Origin of the sequence: Shewanella sp. MBTL60-112-B2 (genome assembly GCF_019655055.1) — a bacterium.
In the GTDB taxonomy this organism is placed as follows: Bacteria; Pseudomonadota; Gammaproteobacteria; order Enterobacterales; family Shewanellaceae; genus Shewanella.
Genome location: NZ_BPFA01000004.1, coordinates 37,247 through 57,425, shown reverse-complemented (window position 1 = coordinate 57,425; position 20,179 = coordinate 37,247). Strand labels below are relative to the sequence as shown.

Below are 20,179 nucleotides of genomic sequence, written 5' to 3'. Positions count from 1 at the left end.
AACTAGGTTTGTGAGGCGATTCACAGTTCAAAATTACACCAACACAGCAAGCTAAAGGTGTAAATTGTGGTAAACCACATAAAGAGAAAAGCTTTGAAAAAATGGAGCTTATAGCATGTTTTTGATACAAAATGTGCGGCTCATAGCCGCACATTCGTTTACTCATACCCATCAATAACCAATAACGGCTCGAGCTTAAATTAAACTTCTATCGGCACTTCACTGCCACGTTTTTTCAAGTTAAGTGTAGCCATACAACCTGTTATCTCATCATCACGATTACTCAGTACGAAATGACCATCGTGATCACTCACCACCTCTTTACAGATAGCGAGGCCTAAGCCTAAACCATCCATTTTGGTGGTATAAAAGGTCGCCATTACTGTGTCTGAGTCCATCGCTAAGCCTGAGCCATTATCGATAATACGCAAATTGACCTGATGCTCTTTAAAGTCCAGCTCGATATTAATTTTACCAACACGGGCATTTTCACTATCCGCAATTGCATCTAAGCTATTTTTGATAAGATTTATCAGCACCTGCAACAAGCCTACTCGGTCAGCGGTAATAAAAAAGGGCTCGCCTTTAATCTGGGTATTAATCTGTATTTCGCGCCTTGCCAGCTCAATCCTTAACAGTGAGATACTCTCCTCGACTAAGGTAAGAATATTGACATCAACCATTACCGCTTCCCGACGCTTTAGCAGGCCGCGAATTCGATGTACCACCTCCCCCGCACGAGTCGATTGTTTATGGATTTTCTCAAGTAGTGCAATACAAGACTCAACATCGGCTTGCTGCTGACCTTGCAAGCGCATGATGCCGCCTTCACTGTAACTGGTAATAGCCGCGATAGGCTGGTTTATCTCATGAGCCAAACCTGCACCGATCTCACCAATTATTGATGCGCTTTGTAATCGTTCTAATGCCACTGCTTGCTGCTTTAGTTGCCGCTCAGACTCGATTAATGAACTGCTCTTTTGATGAAATCGGTATTCAATCCACAGGTGGTACAAGGTAGCAATAATAAACACTAAAACAGATAAAATGCCCCAATGGCGATTATCCTTAAGCCACTGCTCAACTGAATACCAGCGGCTGTTATCTGGAGACTTAACATGCAGCTCTTTGAATAATTTAATTACCGCTAATTGGCTAATAGGCGATGTCCAGCCCTTTAGCTGCGCTTGAATGGCTGCCGGATTATCGGCGTTCAACTCAAGCAAAGCTTGGGTAATTGCTTTACTGAGCTCAGTGCTAACACTCTCGGTCGCGGCAAATGACCAGTTGGGGTACAGAGAGGTACTGCACTGGCACTCCACTCCTTCTGGGCGACTAGGGTTAAGCACTCGATACTCCCCGCGCTGAATTAACCCACGCGCCACCATGTCCTCTAGAGTACACAAAGGGGTAATGGCCGCATCCACATTACCGTCTCGCACTTGGTACAGCAAAGGGTCGAGAGGGAAACCGAGAAACTTGGTTTGGCCAAAGTAAGTTTCAGGATCCATACCTAAACTGTGCATTAGACCCACAGTTGCCTGATATCCGCCCAGTGCATGAGGATCACTCGCTGCGACAATTTTCCCCTTTAAATCATACAAGGTTCGATACTCGCTATCGGCCTTAACAATAATCGCCGAGCCAATGGCCGAGGTGGTGCCTTTGTGGCGCATAGACCGCATAGTTGCAAGCCAAGACAGGGGGTATTGGTTAGAAAGGTATAGGTATTGCCCTGGGTTAGTAATAATGAACTGGATCTGCCCCAACTCCATCGCTAAGTTAAGCGCTTCAAAATTTCCTGGATACACATGAAACTCGGCATCTGGCACTTGTTCATTAAGGTATTCCATCATAGGTGTCCAGCGCTCAACTGCTTGCTGATGCCCCCAATTCGCAAGCACACCGACATAAAACTGCTGTGGCTTAGACCAAGTGGCAGATGAAAAAAGCAGTAACAGTAAACACGACAAAACCTTAGGCAATTTCATTTCCTTAGACTCCACAAACCAATAGCTTCAACCAAATTAAGATAACTGTTATTAACCCAACGCATTGTTTAATTTAGCAATGTAGTGACAGGCTTCCATTGTGGAATTTGATTGATTAGCGATAGCTTACGCTAGGTTTCAAACTTTGCTGCGTGACCCAATTCATGATTCCTACAAAATAGTTCGCTAAAAGCGGCAAACTGAGATATCAATCAATTAAGCATTGCTAAAATAAAGGTGTTTTGTGGAGCAGAATATTGAAGGGCCGGTTTATTTAGTCGACGACGATGAAGCAATTATCGACTCCATTAGCTTTTTAATGGACGGTTACGGTTATAAGCTTAATTGCTTTAACAGTGGAGACGACTTTCTTGCTCAAGTTGACTTAAGCCAAGCTGGCTGTGTTATTTTGGATGCGAGAATGCCTGGGCTAACAGGACCACAAGTACAGCAACTGCTCACTGATGCTAAAAGTCCATTATCAGTCATTTTTTTGACCGGACACGGCGATGTACCGATGGCGGTTGATGCCTTTAAAAATGGCGCTTTCGACTTTTTTCAAAAACCAGTTCAAGGCAATGTGCTATCACAGTCCATCGCTAAAGGCTTAGCATACAGCGTACGCCAACACTGGAAGCTCACTCATCAAGCGCTTATCAATACTTTGTCTGAGCGCGAAACCCAAATTTTTGAGTTAGTGATTGCCGGTAATACCAACAAGCAAATGGCTAACGATCTCTGTGTTGCAATTAGAACCATTGAAGTTCATCGTTCTAAACTCATGACAAAGCTAGGGGTCAGCAATTTAGCTGAGCTCGTTAAGCTTGCGCCGTTACTTGCCCAGCAGAATTAATAGCTATCGATAAATAGCCAAAGCATCAATTGCTTTGGCTATTTCAGGTTAACCGTTAAAACTGTGATACCAATCTTTTATGCGGGGAAAGTGATCATCTACGGCGTCTTTATGGGTAAGCATGCCACCATGGTCATAGTCATGCTTAAAGCCCTGCTTCTTTGATAGCAGCGTATAATCGACCTGCTTAATTTGGCATTCCTTAATCATTCTCTGCACATCAGCGGGGTTCCCTAACACCTTGTCACCCTCACCTGCAATAAACCAAGACTTTGGCCAACGAGCCTGCTTAGCGGCGCTTGCATAGTCAAAACCGTCATCGCTATCCACCCAATGCCCCCTTACCCACTCTATGGTTTGCCTAAGCGATGATCGTGACTCATTATCCATGCCCATCTTTAGTTTATCCGCTGGAAGATATCCACTTTTCCATGCGATTAAAGGTGCCAACTTGTTCCATACTAGATTGACTGTAAACCACTTTTGCAAAGATTTAACGTCAATACGGCGCTTACTACCAAAGGTAACTAATGAAGCCACTGACTCTTGTAAGCTGTCATAGCGAGCGATAGCACTCGCCATTAACACTCCGCCCCAAGAATGAGCACACCAATGTACTCTTTTAGCCTTAGGATGAAGTGAAAGAATATATTGCTGAATAAGAGGAAGCTGCTCCCTTATCACTTCTCCCTGACCCGCCTTAAAACCACGAGCGAGTTTAGGTGCACTCAAGCCTCGACCAAGTGTATCTAATACGTATACCACCACACCTGAGTCTGCCAAATAACAACCAAGTCCCTTACCTGAATCACTATAAAACACGCGTCCGTTCGACATGGCACCATGCAGCATAAGTACAGGAGGTTTACTCATGTCGGCTTGTACTGGAGTAATCTGCCTTAGGTGTAGGTGCCCATGGTTATAGGGGATATAGAGGGATTTTTGCTGAATATTCAATGGCTAATACTCTTATATTTTTACAATAAGCTACTGAAGTCATAGTTAAAAAACAAGAGCAAAGACTCTAACTATGTGTTTAACCTCGTCGACTATACAGGCATTAAAACAGGCTAAGGTTTAAATCAATCAAAGGGATCAAGGTGATAGCAACCTCTTTTAAACATAAAAAAGCTCATAACAAAATTGCTATGAGCTTTTGGAGTTACTGGCTATACAGCTTTTGCCAAAGCTTAACGCCTATTCTGTAGCGACAACTCATTAAATATGTGGGTCAAACAATGCAATTGCGAGCCATTATGGCTGATTCAGCAATCTAGGTACGCTGAAACAAGTAAGGTAAAACCTTGAGGTTAAGCCGATTAATACTGACATCCGCTGCCTGAGCCAATTTAGGTTTGGCATGATAGGCAATACCAAAGTCAGCCGTATTTATCATAGGTATATCATTGGCACCATCGCCTATCGCCACTCTCTGCCCAACGGGGATCTGCCACTGCTTGGCGCAGTTGAGTACAGTATCGGCTTTATATTGAGCATCGACTACTTGACCTGAAACGCTGCCGAGCAGTTTGCCATCCTTGATATCGAGTTTATTGGCAAAGGCGGCATCTAGTGCCAGTAACTGCTTTAAATGATTAACAAAGGGGGTAAAGCCACCTGAGGCTACAACGGTTCGCCAACCATGACTCTGCAGCTCGGCAATCATCTCTTTAAGACCCGGCATTAGCGGTAACTTGGCACATAAGGTATCGATAATTGCGGCATCGGCGCCTTTAAGCTTCCCCACCCGTGCTCTAAGGCTCTGCTCGAAGTCCAGTTCGCCTTGCATCGCGAGCTCTGTGACTTCAGCGACAGCAGGTCCAACGCCTGCCATTTCCGCTAGTTCATCGATGCACTCAATTTGAATAGCGGTTGAGTCCATATCCATCACCAGCAACCCTGCTTGACTTAACTGCGGTGCATCAACAGCTAACTCAAATACCTCTATCGCAGTCGTCTCACCAATCGCAGCGATCTGTTGCGGGCTCAAAGGCTGCGAAGTACAAACCTCGATGCAAGTTAAGCCACAATCACGCTCAATCAATGCCAAGCTCAACTTCGTATCGAGAGACACAAGCCAAGTCTCTAGGGCAGCATTAATATCCTGCAACTGCCGCGTGCTCAAGACTGCTTGCTCGGAAAATAAAATCCGATAACGAGAGAAACCTTTTGGATATTCGGTCTCGATATGACGAGAGTAACTTTGTTCCCCAGCAGTAAAAGACATGCTACCTTTGGTACTTAACCAAGCAAAAACAGTCGATTGACTCAAACTTTCCATTAGTTATGGTTCTCCAACTACCGAGCACAGACATAATCAATTATGATTAGGTGAGTACACAATAAATTAAGGGTTTCAGTGTTCTATTTAAAAGGCCTAAAAAAGAGTCATCGGATAAGTCGTCTATTACAAATCATGATAGCGATAGCATTATTCATCGGACTCGATCAGTTGTGGGAAACTAGCCTACTACAAGGACAGCAGCTTCTAAAGTCCCAAACAGAAAAGATGGCGAGATTACTGGTACAACAAACAGCTTATGGTGCTGCGCCCGCTCTACAATTAGAAAATGACGAGCAGCTACAATGGCTTGCTCAAGCTTTGGTGTTAGATCCTAAAGTCATGTCGGCGAGCATCTTTAGCGAAGATGGTGTAAGGCTATCATTCGCCCAAAGTGTTATTGATGAAGAATTAGAACCGGACTCAGAAGAGTTAACTAATATACTGGATCAATATCCGCCCTATGTAGAAGCCGTATCTCAAGATGGTAACAACCTAGGTTACGTAGAAGTGCGTCTAGAGCCTAAATACTTCTTCAATGAGATTAAAGAAGCTCATCATATCAATATGGAGCAGCAACAGATGATGTTGCTTATAGCAGGCCTTATCGGCATGTTGCTATCCCGAGCGCTATCATTTAAGCGTGCCGACTTCGATAGACGTAAAGCCAGAGTCAAACTAAGACAATTACTGGCGAAGAAAAATGAAAAAGCTGCCGCTAAAACCGCTAAGAAACAGGCTGCAGAAGAGCTTAAGCAGGCGAAACTTAAGCAGGCAAAAAAAGACAAAACCAATCCAGCATCTAATGTCGAGTTAGAAGCTGTTAAAACCACAGATAATGACGCTATTTCAACTAAAGCCGAAGCATCAGGACTTGAACAAACATCGTCTTTATCAAAAGCAAATCGCAATGCTGCCGCAGAAGAGAAAACTGGCAACCAATCGCCATCAGTGCTTGCAGCAACAGTGAATGAATCAGAACAAACTTTGGACTCTTCAAACCGAGCCAACACTGAGTTAACAGAGCCTGCGCCAGAGAAACCGACTGTAAAGCCAAGGGCTAAAGCTAAGCCTAGAACAAAAGCCAAACCAAAAAGCAGTGATGAAACTAAACCTGCTGCTAGCGTAAAACCTAAAGCACCAACAAAGCCAAAGGTAAAAGCTAAGCCAAAAGCAGATCCCAAAGATGAAGCTTAAATATCTAGGTATACGATAAAAACAAAAACGGACGCATAAGCGTCCGTTTTTTTACACTGTAGCCTAAAACTGCAAAGCGATACAATTACAGAGTAATTGCTGCTTCTAGTGTCATTTCAATCATTTCGTTGAATGTTGTTTGACGCTCATCAGAAGTCGTCTTTTCACCTGTACGGATATGATCAGATACAGTAACAACACACAATGCTTTAGCACCGAACTCTTTAGCTACGCCGTATAGGCCAGCAGCTTCCATTTCGACACCTAGTACGTCCATCTTTTCCATCACGTCAAACATTTCTGGATCTGGCGTGTAGAATAGGTCAGCAGAGAAAACGTTACCAACACGGTACTTAGTGCCTTTTGCTTCAGCAGCTTTAACTACTGCGCTTAGAAGACCGTAATCACAGATAGCTGCGAAGTCTTGGCCACGGAAACGTAAACGGTTAGTTTGAGAATCAGTACAAGCACCCATACCGATGATCACGTCACGTACTTTAACGTCAGTGCTGATCGCGCCACAAGTACCCACGCGGATTAGGTTCTTAACGCCGTAATCTTTGATCAACTCAGTTGCATAGATTGAGCAAGATGGAATACCCATGCCTGAACCCATAACAGAGATACGAACGCCTTTGTAAGTACCAGTGAAGCCTAGCATGTTACGTACGTCAGTGACTTGCTCAACGTTCTCTAGGAATGTTTCAGCAATGTACTTAGCGCGTAGTGGATCGCCTGGAAATAGAACTGTATCGCCAAATGCACCGTCTACGGCATTAATGTGTGGTGTAGCCATCAGAATAACCCCTATTTGTATTTTTTAGACCGTCGTAAAAACTTAAGTCTTTGTTTGCTAACGGCTCAAACTGAGCCGTCAAATTTAAAATCTTATTACAGCTTATGAACCAATAAATGAATCGCCATATTCCATCGGTTCCAGCTTAAAGTAACTTGCAATCGACTGGCCCATGTCAGCAAAACTGTTACGGCGTCCTAATGAGCCAGGCTCAAGACCTGCGCCATAGGCTAAAACAGGTACACGCTCACGTGTATGGTCGCTACCAGGCCAAGTTGGGTCACAACCATGATCCGCTGTAAGCAGTAAGAAATCATCAGCGTCTAGTAAGGCTAAGATCTCAGGTAGACGAGAGTCGAAATACTCAAGACTACGAGCGTAACCTGCAACATCACGGCGATGGCCATAATGCGAATCAAAATCTACGAAGTTAGTGAATACGATGGTGTTGTCACCAGCTTGTTTAACTTGCTCTAAAGTCGCATCAAATAGCGCTTCAAGACCAGTCGCCTTCACTTTCTTAGTAATACCGCAATGTGCGTAAATGTCAGCAATTTTACCGACACTGACCACTTCGCCACCTGCCGCTTTTAGCTTATCAAGTACAGTCGGTGCTGGCGGCTCAACTGCGTAGTCGCGACGATTGCCGGTACGTTCAAAATCACTAGCGCAAGTACCCACAAATGGACGTGCAATAACACGACCAATGTTGTAATCGGCAAGTTCTTCACGAGCAATAATGCAAAGCTCGTATAACTTTTCAAGACCAAATGACTCTTCATGACACGCGATCTGGAATACTGAGTCAGCAGAAGTATAGAAAATTGGCTTACCGGTGCGCATATGCTCTTCGCCAAGCTCTTCAAGAATAACCGTACCCGATGAGTGACAGTTACCTAGAAACTCTGTGAGCCCAGCTCTTGCAAGAATTTTATCTGTTAGCTCTTGTGGAAAAGAGTTAGTCAGATCGCTAAAGTAGCCCCACTCATAAAGAACAGGTACACCCGCCATTTCCCAGTGACCACTAGGGGTATCTTTACCAGAACTTAGCTCTTCGGCGTGACCGTATGCGCCAATAATTTCGACATCATCACCAAAACCTGCTGGGAATTCACCCGTGCTTTCTTTTGATGCATGACCAAGTCCTAGGCGCGCTAAGTTTGGTAGCTTCAATGGTCCTTCACGGCCATCGTTTGCTTTACCTTCAGCACAAGCCTTAGCAATGTGACCAAAAGTGTTAGAACCCACATCGCCAAACGCTTCGGCATCGTGCGCTGCACCGACGCCGAACGAATCTAGCATCATGATTATAGTACGTTTCATAAACTGTGCTCCGTTACAGATCCGACTCGCGGATATAACGATAAATTTCCGGTGTTTTTTCTGGTTTGCTATTGCCAATATGAATGGCTTTTTTCACTGCGGCTTCAGCTTCAGCGAAGGCACTTTCAGATTGGGCATGAATAAAGGCAATCGGCTTGTCGGCGTTGATTTCATCACCTAATGCGCAGACTTTTGAAAGACCTACACTGTAGTCCAGAGCATCGCCTGGCTTACGGCGACCGCCACCAAGTGTTACCACTGCGAGTCCAAGTTCACGGGTGTCCATTGCCGAAGCAAAGCCGGCTTTGTCCGCGTAAACAGGACGAATAATTTGTGAATCAGGCAGATACTTGCTGTAATTCTCAACAAAATCAGCTGGACCACCAAGGCCTGACACCATACGACCGAAAATTTCCGCCGCTTTGCCGTTATCAAGTACGGTATTTAACTTAACGCGAGCTTCACTCTCGTTGCTAGCAAGGCCACCCAATACCAGCATTTCAGCACACAAGCCCATGGTTACTTCGTAAAGACGTGGGTTGCGGTATGCGCCAGTCATAAAGTCGACGGCTTCTTTCACTTCTAATGCGTTACCCGCACATGACGCCAATACTTGGTTCATGTCCGTTAGCAATGCAGTTGTCTTAGTGCCAGCACCATTAGCAACGGCAGTAATACTACGCGCTAACTCTTCTGAAGCCTCATAGGTTGGCATAAATGCGCCTGTACCGACTTTAACGTCCATGGCTAATGCATCTAGACCTGCGGCAAGCTTTTTAGAAAGAATGGAAGCTGTGATTAAAGAGATGGACTCAACCGTTGCGGTATTATCACGAATAGAATAAAAACGCTTATCGGCAGGAACAAGATCGCCAGTTTGACCGATAATGGCCACGCCGGCCTCTTTTACAACTTTGCGAAACAGTGCGCTGTCAGGCTCGGTATTATAACCAGGAATGGCGTCAAACTTATCGAGAGTACCACCGGTATGGCCTAAACCACGACCCGAGATCATTGGTACATAACCACCACAAGCAGCTGCCATAGGGCCTAACATCAAACTAATGACATCCCCCACGCCACCTGTTGAGTGCTTATCGATAATAGGCCCGTTAAGATCCAGTGACTGCCAGTTGAGAACTGTGCCGGAGTCACGCATCGCCGTAGTTAACGCAATACGCTCATCCATGTTCATGTCATTGAAATAGACCGCCATGCCTAAGGCTGCAATCTGACCTTCTGAAACAGTATTGTTGGTGATACCTTTGACGAAGAATTGGATTTCCTCAGTCGAAAGAGCCTCAGCATTACGTTTTTTACGAATAATTTCTTGAGCTAAAAACATGTACTACCTCCAAGAGTGTAACTGAATTTCTAATAAATAGTATTTTCAGTTATCAATCCGCTAAAGCGAATCAAAAGTCGTAATATTGTTACATACTAACGAACTTTTGATACACCTAATTAGATTTAGATCACACTTAACAACAAGTTTAATCTTTAAGGTTAGTAACCTTGTACACCTTTTGGTGCATCGCCTAGCTCAAGTGTATGAAGTAGGTTGGTTAATAGGCTTGAAGCGCCGAAACGGAATGTCGCAGGAGTTGCCCAGTCATCACCGAGAAGACGCGCCGCAACACCTAAAAACTCAGCAGCTGCCTCGGCATCTTTTACGCCGCCAGCAGGCTTAAAGCCAACTTTAGGGTTCTTTTCGCTGATCACTGTCATCATGATCTCAGCCGCTTCTAGAGTTGCGTTAACAGCAACTTTACCCGTAGACGTTTTAATAAAGTCTGCGCCAGCGTCGATAGATAACTCAGATGCCTTACGAATAAGAGCTGGATCGGCTAACACGCCTGATTCGATGATAACTTTTAGAATTGCATCTTCACCACAAGCTTCCTTACAAGCTTTAACTAGCTCAAAACCAACCGTTTCGTTACCCGCCATTAGTGCGCGGTATGGAAATACAACGTCAACTTCATCGGCGCCATAAGCAACTGCCGCACGAGTCTCTAGTACCGCGATAGCAATGTCGTCGTTACCGTGTGGGAAGTTAGTCACTGTTGCGATCTTGATATCATCGCCATCGATTTCATTTAGGGTTTTACGCGCAATAGGAATAAAGCGAGGGTAGATACAGATAGCAGCGGTATCGCCAGCTGGCGTCTTAGCCTTATGACAAAGATCGATAACCTTTTGATCAGTATCGTCGTCATTAAGCGTAGTAAGATCCATTAAACTAATGGCTTGTTGTGCTGCTTTTTTTAAGTCGCTCATAATAGCTCTCCGAGAAAGATTCAAATAATTAATAAAACCGAAAATTATCGCACGGCTATGCCTTGAACTGGCTTGTTTTGATTATCGTTTTGGGCCGGGTCTTCGAACATAACCGAATTACATGCTTCAAACGCTTAGCGCGCCAAACATAAAAGTACTTATTCAGGTATCCAACATTGTGAGCTAAAGCAGCCCATCTATCCTGACACTAATGTCACGACTTGAATCCATGAAGACCGGAAGGAAGAGAGTTGCAACTTTATATCTGCCTTTCCGCGAAAAATCCGTTTTAGCGCGTAATAAATCTTATCTAACTGATTTAACATCGCTCATCTTGTTTGGTGATGAGTCGTTAATGCTTACATAAACAAACTATATTTTGTAGCGTCAAATATGAACATATTCAATATAGCTGATGCTTAGGTAAAAATTAACCCGTTTACATGACAATATTAGCGTAAGTTTAAATAAAAAGTTGGCGTTTAAAGGGTTGTTTTGAGCTGTAAGATAGAGCCGCGAATATCGCGGCTCTGTCGTCTATTTACACAGTTTTAAGCCAACGCTTTAAGCGATGCTTAGAACTTGTAAGTAGCAGTGAAGTAATGTGCGAAACCTGTAGATTCTAGACCTAGAGTGCCTGCACCATCTTCAACTAAGTAAACATCTTGATAAGCTTTTAGGCCGTAACCAAGAGCGTAGTTGTCTGAGTGCCAGTGAAGACCGAAGTATGCAGCACCACCGTTAGAAGTTGTTGGTACAAAAGCAGCTGAATCAGAGTCTGCACCGAACTGGTAGTCAACATAACCTTGGAAAGACACGAATGAACCATTATCGAAGTTCATTACTGGCTTGAACCAGTTCATAGAGAATTGGTAACCGTTCCAGTCTTTAGCGTTCATGTCGTAAGTGGCATATAGGTTCATGCCAGTCTTACCTAACCATGGCACCATCACGTCAGCACCAAGACCCCAGAAAGACATGTTCACGTCGCCATCGTACTTATTGCCTTCAGCGTCAACACCGCTAATTGCACCGCCACCCCAGTTGAATAGAGTAGAGAAGTAAACTTCTTGGATTGGACCTGCAGAAAGATCCCAGCCTGTCATCGCATCGATAGAGAAACGTGGAGCAAACTTCATGAACATCTTGCTCTTACCAGCGCCTTTGTCGCCTGAGCTGCTGTTAGTTAGGTTGAACACATCAACATAACCGTATAGGTCAACAATACCAGCGCGGCCGCCAAATTCCATTTCTAGGTAGTCGTGACCACCGTCATCAGCGTCAGAACGTGGAAGTTCGTTTACAGCGTACATTGCGTTGAACTGCATCCAGCTGTAATCGCCAGAACGTAGATCAGTACGGTCAGCAGCGAATGTAGGTGCAGACATTGTTGCAGCAATAGCAGTAGCTGCTAGAGCGAAAGTTTTAACGTTTTTCATCATCAACCCCATTTCATTTATGGTTTGCCGCCCTTCTTAATGAAGAGTCAGCGTTTCTTTTTATGGCGCGCATTTTACTTTATTTATGCCAAAACTCAACACTATTAATGTAAAAATGCGAACACTAAGTTTTAACATTCGAACAACTTTATGATTTCAAGGCAGTAAATGCTGCTTTATCACTCTTATTGTTGTTTTTAAGCCGAAACAATCCCTAACCCTAGATATTGATCATTTCAACGAACATTTGGTTTAGAAAACGATAGGCTTAAATCCGTTTTAACTTGACTAGAGCTAAAACAAAGACTGAGCCATATAGGCTCAGTCTAAAAGAGTATTACAACGCTAGGAATAGACCCGCGAGCGTAGCACTCATTAAGTTAGCTAGAGAACCTGCGATAACTGCACGGATACCAAGCTTAGCTAAGTCATGGCGACGAGTAGGAGCCATAGAACCTAGACCACCAAGTAGAATCGCAATTGAAGATAGGTTAGCGAAACCACATAGAGCGAAAGAGATAATCGCTTTAGTACGGTCAGTCATTACTTGACCCGTTGCTTCCACTAAGATACCGCCATCAGCAACATCTTTTAGGTATGGAGCAAAGTTTAGGTAAGCAACAAACTCGTTAATGACAATCTTCTGACCGATGAAAGAACCAGCAACCAGTGCTTCGTTCCAAGGTACACCGATAAGGAATGCTAGAGGCATAAAGATATAACCTAGAATCAATTCTAGAGTTAAGCCTTCCATACCGAACCATCCACCAACGCCACCGATGATGCCGTTGATCATAGCAATCAAACCAACGAAAGCTAGAAGCATTGCACCAACGTTTAGTGCTAGGTGCATACCAGATGAAGCACCTGCAGCAGCTGCGTCAAGAACGTTAGCAGGCTTATCAGGATCTTCTGGTAAGTCACTCATATCGTTCTTAGCTTCTTCAGTTTCAGGGTGCATCAGCTTAGCCATTAATAGACCAGCAGGTGCTGCCATGAATGAAGCGGCAACTAAGTATTCAATTGGTACACCCATCTGCGCGTAACCAGCCATAACTGAACCGGCGATAGATGCAAGACCACCCACCATAATTGCGAATAGCTCAGAGTTAGTCATAGTCGCGATAAACGGACGCACAACTAGTGGCGCTTCAGTTTGACCAACGAAGATGTTGGCGGTAGCAGACATTGACTCAGTACGACTTGTGCCTAATGCTTTTTGTAGCGCACCACCGATAATACGGATGATCCACTGCATAATGCCTAAGTAATAAAGAACTGCGATTAAAGAAGAGAAGAAAACGATGATTGGTAGTACGTTAATGGCAAAAATAAAGCCAACTTTGAAGTTAGCTAAATCACCGAATAAGAAACCAATACCACTTTGAGCGTATCCAATAACACTAGATACTGCATCTGACATACCCTGCAGAATGTCTTTACCGACTGGAACATACAATACAAAACCACCGAACGCGGCTTGAATTGCTAATGCACCAAATACGGTACGTTTGTTAATTGCTTTTCTATTGTTTGATAACCCGAAGGCTATCGCTAGTAGGGTGACCACCCCTACCAAACTCATTAAAATATCCATTAACCATCACCCTATTGTTAATACTTTTTAATTATGTTGTTAACCAACCTTGTTTTACGACCACGATTATACCCGACCACGCCTGCAAAAGCGTCGTATTGATCAAATTTTTGAGGTTTTATTTCAATGATTTCGTTGGGATTTCTGGTGCGAGATACATCTGTTTATGCAGAAAAAAATTAAAGGTCAAAGAGTTGCGTAACATTAAAGAACACCTGTTCTGAAATGCGAACGGCTGATTTATTTTGTAAATTTGCCATTTTTTTGATGATTTCAGGCAGAATTAATGGCGTGTTACGATTATTTCCACTGAATTTAGGTGCCATCGCAGGTGAATCTGTCTCTAAGACGAAGGACTCTAATGGCAATTTAGCCACGGTTTGTTGTAACTTAGGTGCATTATCATTGAGTAACAAGCCGCCTATGCCTAACTTGTAACCTAAATTAACATACTGTAGTGCTAGTTGCGGCCCGCCATAAAAGCCGTGGATGACACCTTTTCTTTGTGGGTTCTCGGTTTTCAGGCATTTTAGGATCTCTTCATGGGCTTTGACTGCATGCATAATGAGAGGTAGGTCAAACTCTTTAGCCACTTGAATTTGATCTTTGAACAGCTTTAATTGTGTTGTGAAGTTACCTTTATGTAACTTATCCAACCCACATTCCCCGATAGCCACTAAACGGGCATCATTTTTATAGCGTGCTAATAAAGCCCTTAAAGTTTCTACATCTGTGATTAGCGTGCTTTCGCTATACCAAGGGTGAATACCTAGTGCATAGTAACTGTCATATTGCTTAGCAACCTCTATTTGCCTCTGCCACTTACGGGCTGAAACACCAGGGATTAAAACATTTTTTATGCCTGCACTGCGCATCTGTTGAAGCAATGTATCTCTGTCATCATCAAACTCAGGAAAATCAATATGAGCATGGCTATCAATAATTGGCTGCATATCCGTCACATTCTCCCCCTATGAGCTAGCTATTATGTGGTTTGTTATCAGACTCTTGCGTGGAACGTTTAATTAGCGATGCTCTATCTCTCACTCCAGACTCAAGCTTAGCAGTAGGTTTAAGCTCAGGATCGGCTAGCCTAGGTGCACAGCTACGGCGATTCGATGGCGTTAACCCCATCGAATCACACCATTGAATATATTGATACCACAAAGCCTTAATCAATTTCATAACCGCCTCCAATTATACCAATTTAGTTTATCCCAACAGCGAGACCATACCAATAAATTAGCAAACACCACCCTATAAACGACAAAACCCCAGGCATTGCCTGGGGTTTTAGTATTGCAGAGATAGTCGCTTATTAGTTTTCGCGTGTCTTAGCAAATTCGATATCAGGGTAACGTTCCATCGACAGGTTAAGGTTAACCATTGTCGGTGCGATATAAGTCAGGTTGTCACCACCATCTAACGCTAAGTTCATGCTGCACTTACGTTTGAACTCGTCTAGCTTCTTATGATCGTTACAGTACACCCAACGTGCAGTTGCAACACTAATTGCTTCATAAATCGCTTCAACTTTATATTCAGTCTTTAGACGACCCACAACCACTTCAAACTGCAACACACCAACGGCGCCAACAATCAAATCGTTGCTGTCTAATGGTCTAAATACCTGTACAGCGCCCTCTTCTGAAAGCTGTACTAAGCCTTTAAGCAATTGCTTCTGCTTTAACGGATCTTTTAAACGAATACGGCGGAACATCTCTGGCGCAAAGTTTGGTACACCGGTAAAACGAAGCTTCTCGCCTTGAGTAAAGGTATCACCAATTCGAATCGTACCGTGGTTATGTAAACCGATAATATCACCTGGATATGCGGCTTCTGCACGGTTACGATCGCCAGCCATAAAGGTCAATGCGTCACTCACGTTCACATCTTTACCTAAACGAACATGGTGCATCTTCATGCCTTGCTCATAACGGCCTGAACAAATTCGCATAAAGGCTACGCGATCTCGGTGCTTAGGATCCATGTTTGCCTGGATCTTAAATACGAAACCACTGAATTTCTCTTCTTCAGGCTGCACATCGCGCACTTCAGTTTCACGAGGCTGCGGTGTTGGCGCCCATTCAACGATACCGTCAAGGATATGGTCAACACCAAAGTTACCTAATGCAGTACCAAAATAAACTGGCGTTAATTCACCTTTTAAGAATAACTCTTGGTCAAACTGGTGTGATGCACCAACAACCAACTCCATCTCATCACGGATTTCAGTAGCATAACTGCCAATCGCTTCATCAAGTTCAGGGTTATCTAACCCTTTAATGATACGAGACTCTTGGATTGTATGACCCATACCACTTTGATACAGAATCACTTCATCACGTAATATATGGTAAACGCCCTTAAACTCTTTACCTGCACCGATAGGCCAAGTAATAGGAGCACACGCAATATTCAGAACTTCTTCAACTTCGTCCATCAATTCGATTGGATCGCGAATATCTCGGTCAAGTTTGTTCATAAAGGTAACGATTGGCGTGTCACGTAAACGTGTGACTTCCATTAGCTTAATGGTACGTTGCTCTACACCTTTCGCAGAGTCGATAACCATTAGGCATGAATCTACCGCCGTTAATGTACGGTAAGTATCTTCAGAGAAGTCTTCGTGACCAGGCGTGTCTAATAAGTTAACGAGCGCGTCGTTATATGGAAACTGCATTACAGAGGTCGTAATTGAGATCCCGCGATCTTTTTCCATTTCCATCCAGTCAGACTTGGCATGCTGACCTGATTTTTTGCCTTTTACCGTACCCGCTTTTTGCAGTGCGTTTCCGAATAAAAGAACCTTTTCAGTAATGGTGGTTTTACCCGCATCTGGGTGAGAGATGATGGCAAAAGTGCGACGTTTGTCGACCTCAACTTTATAGCCTGACATGTATACCTGTAATTCTGGGAGTTTACAAAGGCCGCAATTATAGCCGCTCACCTTTATTTTAGCTACCACACTAGGTGGCTAAAATAAGCATCACCAGCATTTGTAAAACTTAGCCAATAAAAAAGCCTCCTTTTGGAGGCTTTCATAAATATAAAAACGCTTTAGTTGGTTAACAACTTTAATGCTTCATTAGTTCTAGCCAGTTCAAGCCTTGCGTATCTATGTTCAACAAAGTCATAGATATTGGTCGCTAATGCGAGTCTAAAGTAATTAGCTGCCTGAACGTTATCACCACGCTTTTGCGCAATTTTAGCCATATAAAAATAGGCTTCACAGAGTCGCTCAGCATACTCATCAGGGTGCTTTAACCCCTCTTTAGCGAGGTTAAATACTTCTTCCTTGCTCTTTTGGCCTAAGTAGAAATCGACTAAAGCTGTCGCCCAGGCATTGGCCTGCAAATTCTTGCGGTTTTCAATCAATTGAAGCAGCGCAGCTTGCTCATCAACTTCTCGCTCGGCTAGGTAGAGCCAAAGGACTCTATAACCATCTGATGGATCACGCTCATAAAAAGCATTCATATCCGAAACGGCAAGCTCCATACGCTCACCATAATAGAGTGAGATCCCACGGTTGAGATAGGCATAATCGTATTCGGGAGATAATTCTAATACGGCATCAAATGCTTCATAGGCACTTTCAAATTCGCTTTCTTGGGTGTAATAGATCCCCAGGAAATTGTAGGCATCGGCTAAATTAGGCTGAAGCTTTAGAGCCTGATGGAAATCGATTCGACTCAGAATACGCAAGCCAACACGATCGTAAATCACACCGCGGTCATAATGAAAACGTGCGCGTTGCTCAGGCGTTAATTCGACTGTAGCCAAGATCTCATTTAATTTTGCTAAGGTGATTTCTAACTTATAGTCAGGCGAAATGGGCGCAACCCTAATCGACGCTTGTTGATCACTATCGGACTGAGTGGACACACATCCTGTCAGCAACATACTCACACTTGCTATAAGCATAATTACGGCTGTTCGCATCTTTTGATTCATCCATTTAACCTTCTGAGTTAGCCAATAGCACCAATCATAGCAACCCCTAATCGCTACTGCTATCAAGGAATTGAAAATAATCCACTTATCGTTGATTAATTCAACAGCCTACTTTGTTATAGGCATAAAAAAGGAGGCCTATGGCCTCCTTTTAATTCAAAGTACTAGTGCTTATTCAGCAGCTGGCGCTTCAGCTTTAGGTGCAGCTTCTTTCATAGAAAGACGTACACGGCCTTGACGGTCAACTTCCATCACTTTAACTTTAACTTCTTGACCCACTTCTAAGTAGTCAGATACGTTCGCAACACGCTCTTCAGCGATTTGAGAAATGTGTACTAGACCATCTTTACCAGGAAGAATTGTTACGAATGCACCGAAGTCAACGATACGAACAACTTTACCGTTGTATACAGTGCCCACTTCAACTTCTGCAGTGATCTCTTCGATACGACGGATAGCTTCTTTAGTTGCATCGCCATTTGAAGAAGCAATCTTCACTGTACCGTCGTCGTCAAGCTCAATCGTAGTACCGGTTTCTTCAGTAAGTGCACGAATAGTTGCACCACCTTTACCAATAACGTCACGGATCTTCTCAGGGTTGATCTTGATAGTCGTGATACGTGGAGCGTGATCAGAGATATCTTCACGGTGACCAGAGATAGCTTGGTCCATTACGTTTAGGATATGAACACGTGCGCCGTATGCTTGCTGTAGAGCAATCTGCATGATCTCTTTAGTGATACCTTCGATCTTGATATCCATCTGCAGTGCAGTAATACCGTCGCGAGTACCAGCAACTTTAAAGTCCATGTCACCTAAGTGATCTTCATCGCCTAGGATGTCAGAAAGAACAACGAAATCGTCGCCTTCTTTAACTAGACCCATAGCGATACCAGCAACAGAAGTCTTGATTGGTACACCTGCATCCATAAGAGCAAGAGAAGTACCACAAACAGACGCCATAGAGCTTGAACCGTTTGATTCAGTGATTTCTGAAACGATACGAACACTGTATGGGAACTCTTCAGCTGTAGGCATAACAGCGTTAATACCACGCCATGCTAGCTTACCGTGACCAATTTCACGACGCTTAGGAGAACCAACCATGCCTGTTTCACCAACAGAGTATGGAGGGAAGTTGTAGTGAAGCATAAAGCGGTTTGTAGACTCGCCCATGATGCTATCAATCTTCTGTGCATCACGCTCTGTACCAAGAGTACAAGTTACTAGTGCCTGAGTTTCACCACGAGTGAACAGTGAGCTACCGTGAGTACGTGGAAGTACGCCAGCCATAACGTTAAGTGCACGAACCATATCTGGCTCACGACCGTCGATACGTGGATTGCCCGCGATGATACGACCACGAACCACTTTCTTCTCTAGGCTACCTAGAAGGCCGTCGATTTCACGTAGATCGGCATCAGCATTTTCAGCCAATAGTGCTTCTTTAGCTGCACTCTTAACTACGCCAACTTGAGCGTAACGATCTTGCTTAACTTCAATTTGGTAAGCTTCAGTAAGACCAGCTTCAGCCAAGTCTTTGATCTTAGCAACAAGGTCTTGATCTTGCACAGGTGCAGACCAGTCCCATACAGGCTTGTTAACTTCAGCTTGAAGTTCTTTAATCGCTTGGATAACAACTTGCTGTTGATCGTGACCGTAAACAACCGCACCTAACATCACTTCTTCAGGCAATGCGCTTGCTTCAGATTCAACCATTAGTACTGCACTTTCAGTACCAGCAACAGATAGTTCAAGCTGGCTATCAACTAGCTGGCTTACAGTTGGGTTAAGAATGTATTCACCATTAACATAACCAACACGCGCTGAACCTAGTGGACCATTGAATGGAATACCAGAGATAGAAAGTGCAGCAGAAGTACCAATCATAGAGATAACTTCTGGGCTGATTTCTGGATCAACAGAAACAACAGTAATGATAACCTGAACTTCGTTCTTGAAACCGTTCGGGAATAAAGGACGAATTGGACGGTCAATTAGACGTGCAGTAAGGGTTTCGCCTTCAGATGGACGACCTTCACGCTTGAAGAATCCACCAGGGATTTTACCTGCTGCGTATGTTTTTTCCTGGTAATTAACGGTTAGCGGGAAAAAGTCACGGCCTGGCTCTTCAAACTTCTTGCCAACAACAGTAACCAATACTGTTGTATCACCCATACTTGCCAAAACAGCTGCATCTGCTTGACGTGCAATAACCCCAGTCTCTAATGTGACTGTGTGCTGACCATATTCAAAACTCTTTACGATTGGATTCACGTGAACCATTCCTTAATATTTAATTACCTTAATTACGCGCGTAAGTATACTGCAAGTTTATTCAATAGTTAAAGAGAATAGATTGATGACAAAGCACAATCTTTTCCCTAAAGTGGGTACATGAGTTAGAAAACAGCTGCCGCGCGCCAAAACCTCTAGCAAGATAAAAAACTAAACCATTGAAATAAGGA

16 protein-coding genes are annotated in these 20,179 nt (G+C 43.7%); 2 read left to right on the top strand and 14 right to left on the bottom strand.

Features of this window, described 5'->3' with window-relative positions; all coding sequences use genetic code 11:
- Window positions 1-200: 200 nt before the first annotated feature.
- Window positions 201-1,991: a sensor histidine kinase gene (locus K5Q73_RS03605; RefSeq protein WP_259650756.1), complete on the bottom strand. Its 1,791-nt coding sequence runs from the start codon at window positions 1,989-1,991 to the stop codon at window positions 201-203.
- Window positions 1,992-2,235: 244 nt separating this feature from the next.
- Here K5Q73_RS03605 and K5Q73_RS03600 point away from each other — a divergent pair, with 244 nt between their 5' ends.
- A complete protein-coding gene (locus K5Q73_RS03600) occupies window positions 2,236-2,844 on the top strand; it encodes a response regulator transcription factor (protein ID WP_220761697.1) in 609 nt (202 codons plus the stop codon).
- A gap of 48 nt (window positions 2,845-2,892) precedes the next feature.
- Here K5Q73_RS03600 and K5Q73_RS03595 read toward each other — a convergent pair whose 3' ends face one another.
- Both K5Q73_RS03595 and serB read right to left on the bottom strand, forming a co-directional pair.
- Entirely contained in the window at window positions 2,893-3,801 is a 909-nt protein-coding gene (locus tag K5Q73_RS03595; protein ID WP_220761695.1) for an alpha/beta fold hydrolase, read from the bottom strand.
- Window positions 3,802-4,117: 316 nt separating this feature from the next.
- A complete protein-coding gene (gene serB, locus K5Q73_RS03590) occupies window positions 4,118-5,125 on the bottom strand; it encodes a phosphoserine phosphatase SerB (RefSeq protein WP_220761693.1) in 1,008 nt (335 codons plus the stop codon).
- 78 nt (window positions 5,126-5,203) lie between these two features.
- Here serB and K5Q73_RS03585 point away from each other — a divergent pair, with 78 nt between their 5' ends.
- Window positions 5,204-6,322: a YtjB family periplasmic protein gene (locus K5Q73_RS03585; RefSeq protein ID WP_220761691.1), complete on the top strand. Its 1,119-nt coding sequence runs from the start codon at window positions 5,204-5,206 to the stop codon at window positions 6,320-6,322.
- 85 nt (window positions 6,323-6,407) lie between these two features.
- Here the strand turns inward: K5Q73_RS03585 and deoD are convergent, their stop codons facing one another.
- The 11 genes from deoD to pnp form a co-directional block, all read right to left on the bottom strand.
- Window positions 6,408-7,118, bottom strand: a complete 711-nt coding sequence (gene deoD / locus K5Q73_RS03580) for a purine-nucleoside phosphorylase (RefSeq protein ID WP_220761689.1) — start codon at window positions 7,116-7,118, stop codon at window positions 6,408-6,410.
- Between the two features lie 102 nt (window positions 7,119-7,220).
- A complete protein-coding gene (locus K5Q73_RS03575) occupies window positions 7,221-8,441 on the bottom strand; it encodes a phosphopentomutase (RefSeq protein WP_220761687.1) in 1,221 nt (406 codons plus the stop codon).
- 13 nt (window positions 8,442-8,454) lie between these two features.
- The gene (deoA, locus tag K5Q73_RS03570) at window positions 8,455-9,786 is read right to left on the bottom strand and encodes a thymidine phosphorylase (protein ID WP_220761685.1); all 1,332 of its coding nucleotides are present in this window, start codon (window positions 9,784-9,786) and stop codon (window positions 8,455-8,457) included.
- 161 nt (window positions 9,787-9,947) lie between these two features.
- Entirely contained in the window at window positions 9,948-10,721 is a 774-nt protein-coding gene (gene deoC, locus K5Q73_RS03565) for a deoxyribose-phosphate aldolase (RefSeq protein WP_220761683.1), read from the bottom strand.
- 575 nt (window positions 10,722-11,296) lie between these two features.
- A complete protein-coding gene (locus K5Q73_RS03560; RefSeq protein WP_220761681.1) occupies window positions 11,297-12,160 on the bottom strand; it encodes an outer membrane protein OmpK in 864 nt (287 codons plus the stop codon).
- A 337-nt stretch (window positions 12,161-12,497) separates the two neighbouring features.
- Entirely contained in the window at window positions 12,498-13,757 is a 1,260-nt protein-coding gene (locus K5Q73_RS03555; protein ID WP_220761679.1) for a NupC/NupG family nucleoside CNT transporter, read from the bottom strand.
- Window positions 13,758-13,936: 179 nt separating this feature from the next.
- Window positions 13,937-14,710, bottom strand: a complete 774-nt coding sequence (locus tag K5Q73_RS03550; protein WP_220761864.1) for a TatD family hydrolase — start codon at window positions 14,708-14,710, stop codon at window positions 13,937-13,939.
- A 25-nt stretch (window positions 14,711-14,735) separates the two neighbouring features.
- Window positions 14,736-14,942, bottom strand: a complete 207-nt coding sequence (locus K5Q73_RS03545; RefSeq protein ID WP_220761873.1) for a hypothetical protein — start codon at window positions 14,940-14,942, stop codon at window positions 14,736-14,738.
- Window positions 14,943-15,075: 133 nt separating this feature from the next.
- Entirely contained in the window at window positions 15,076-16,656 is a 1,581-nt protein-coding gene (gene prfC, locus K5Q73_RS03540) for a peptide chain release factor 3 (RefSeq protein ID WP_220761677.1), read from the bottom strand.
- A gap of 161 nt (window positions 16,657-16,817) precedes the next feature.
- A complete protein-coding gene (gene nlpI, locus K5Q73_RS03535; RefSeq protein ID WP_220761675.1) occupies window positions 16,818-17,711 on the bottom strand; it encodes a lipoprotein NlpI in 894 nt (297 codons plus the stop codon).
- Window positions 17,712-17,882: 171 nt separating this feature from the next.
- Window positions 17,883-19,988 (bottom strand): polyribonucleotide nucleotidyltransferase, encoded by a 2,106-nt coding sequence (gene pnp, locus K5Q73_RS03530; protein WP_220761673.1) that lies wholly within the window; start codon window positions 19,986-19,988, stop codon window positions 17,883-17,885.
- Window positions 19,989-20,179: the final 191 nt, after the last annotated feature.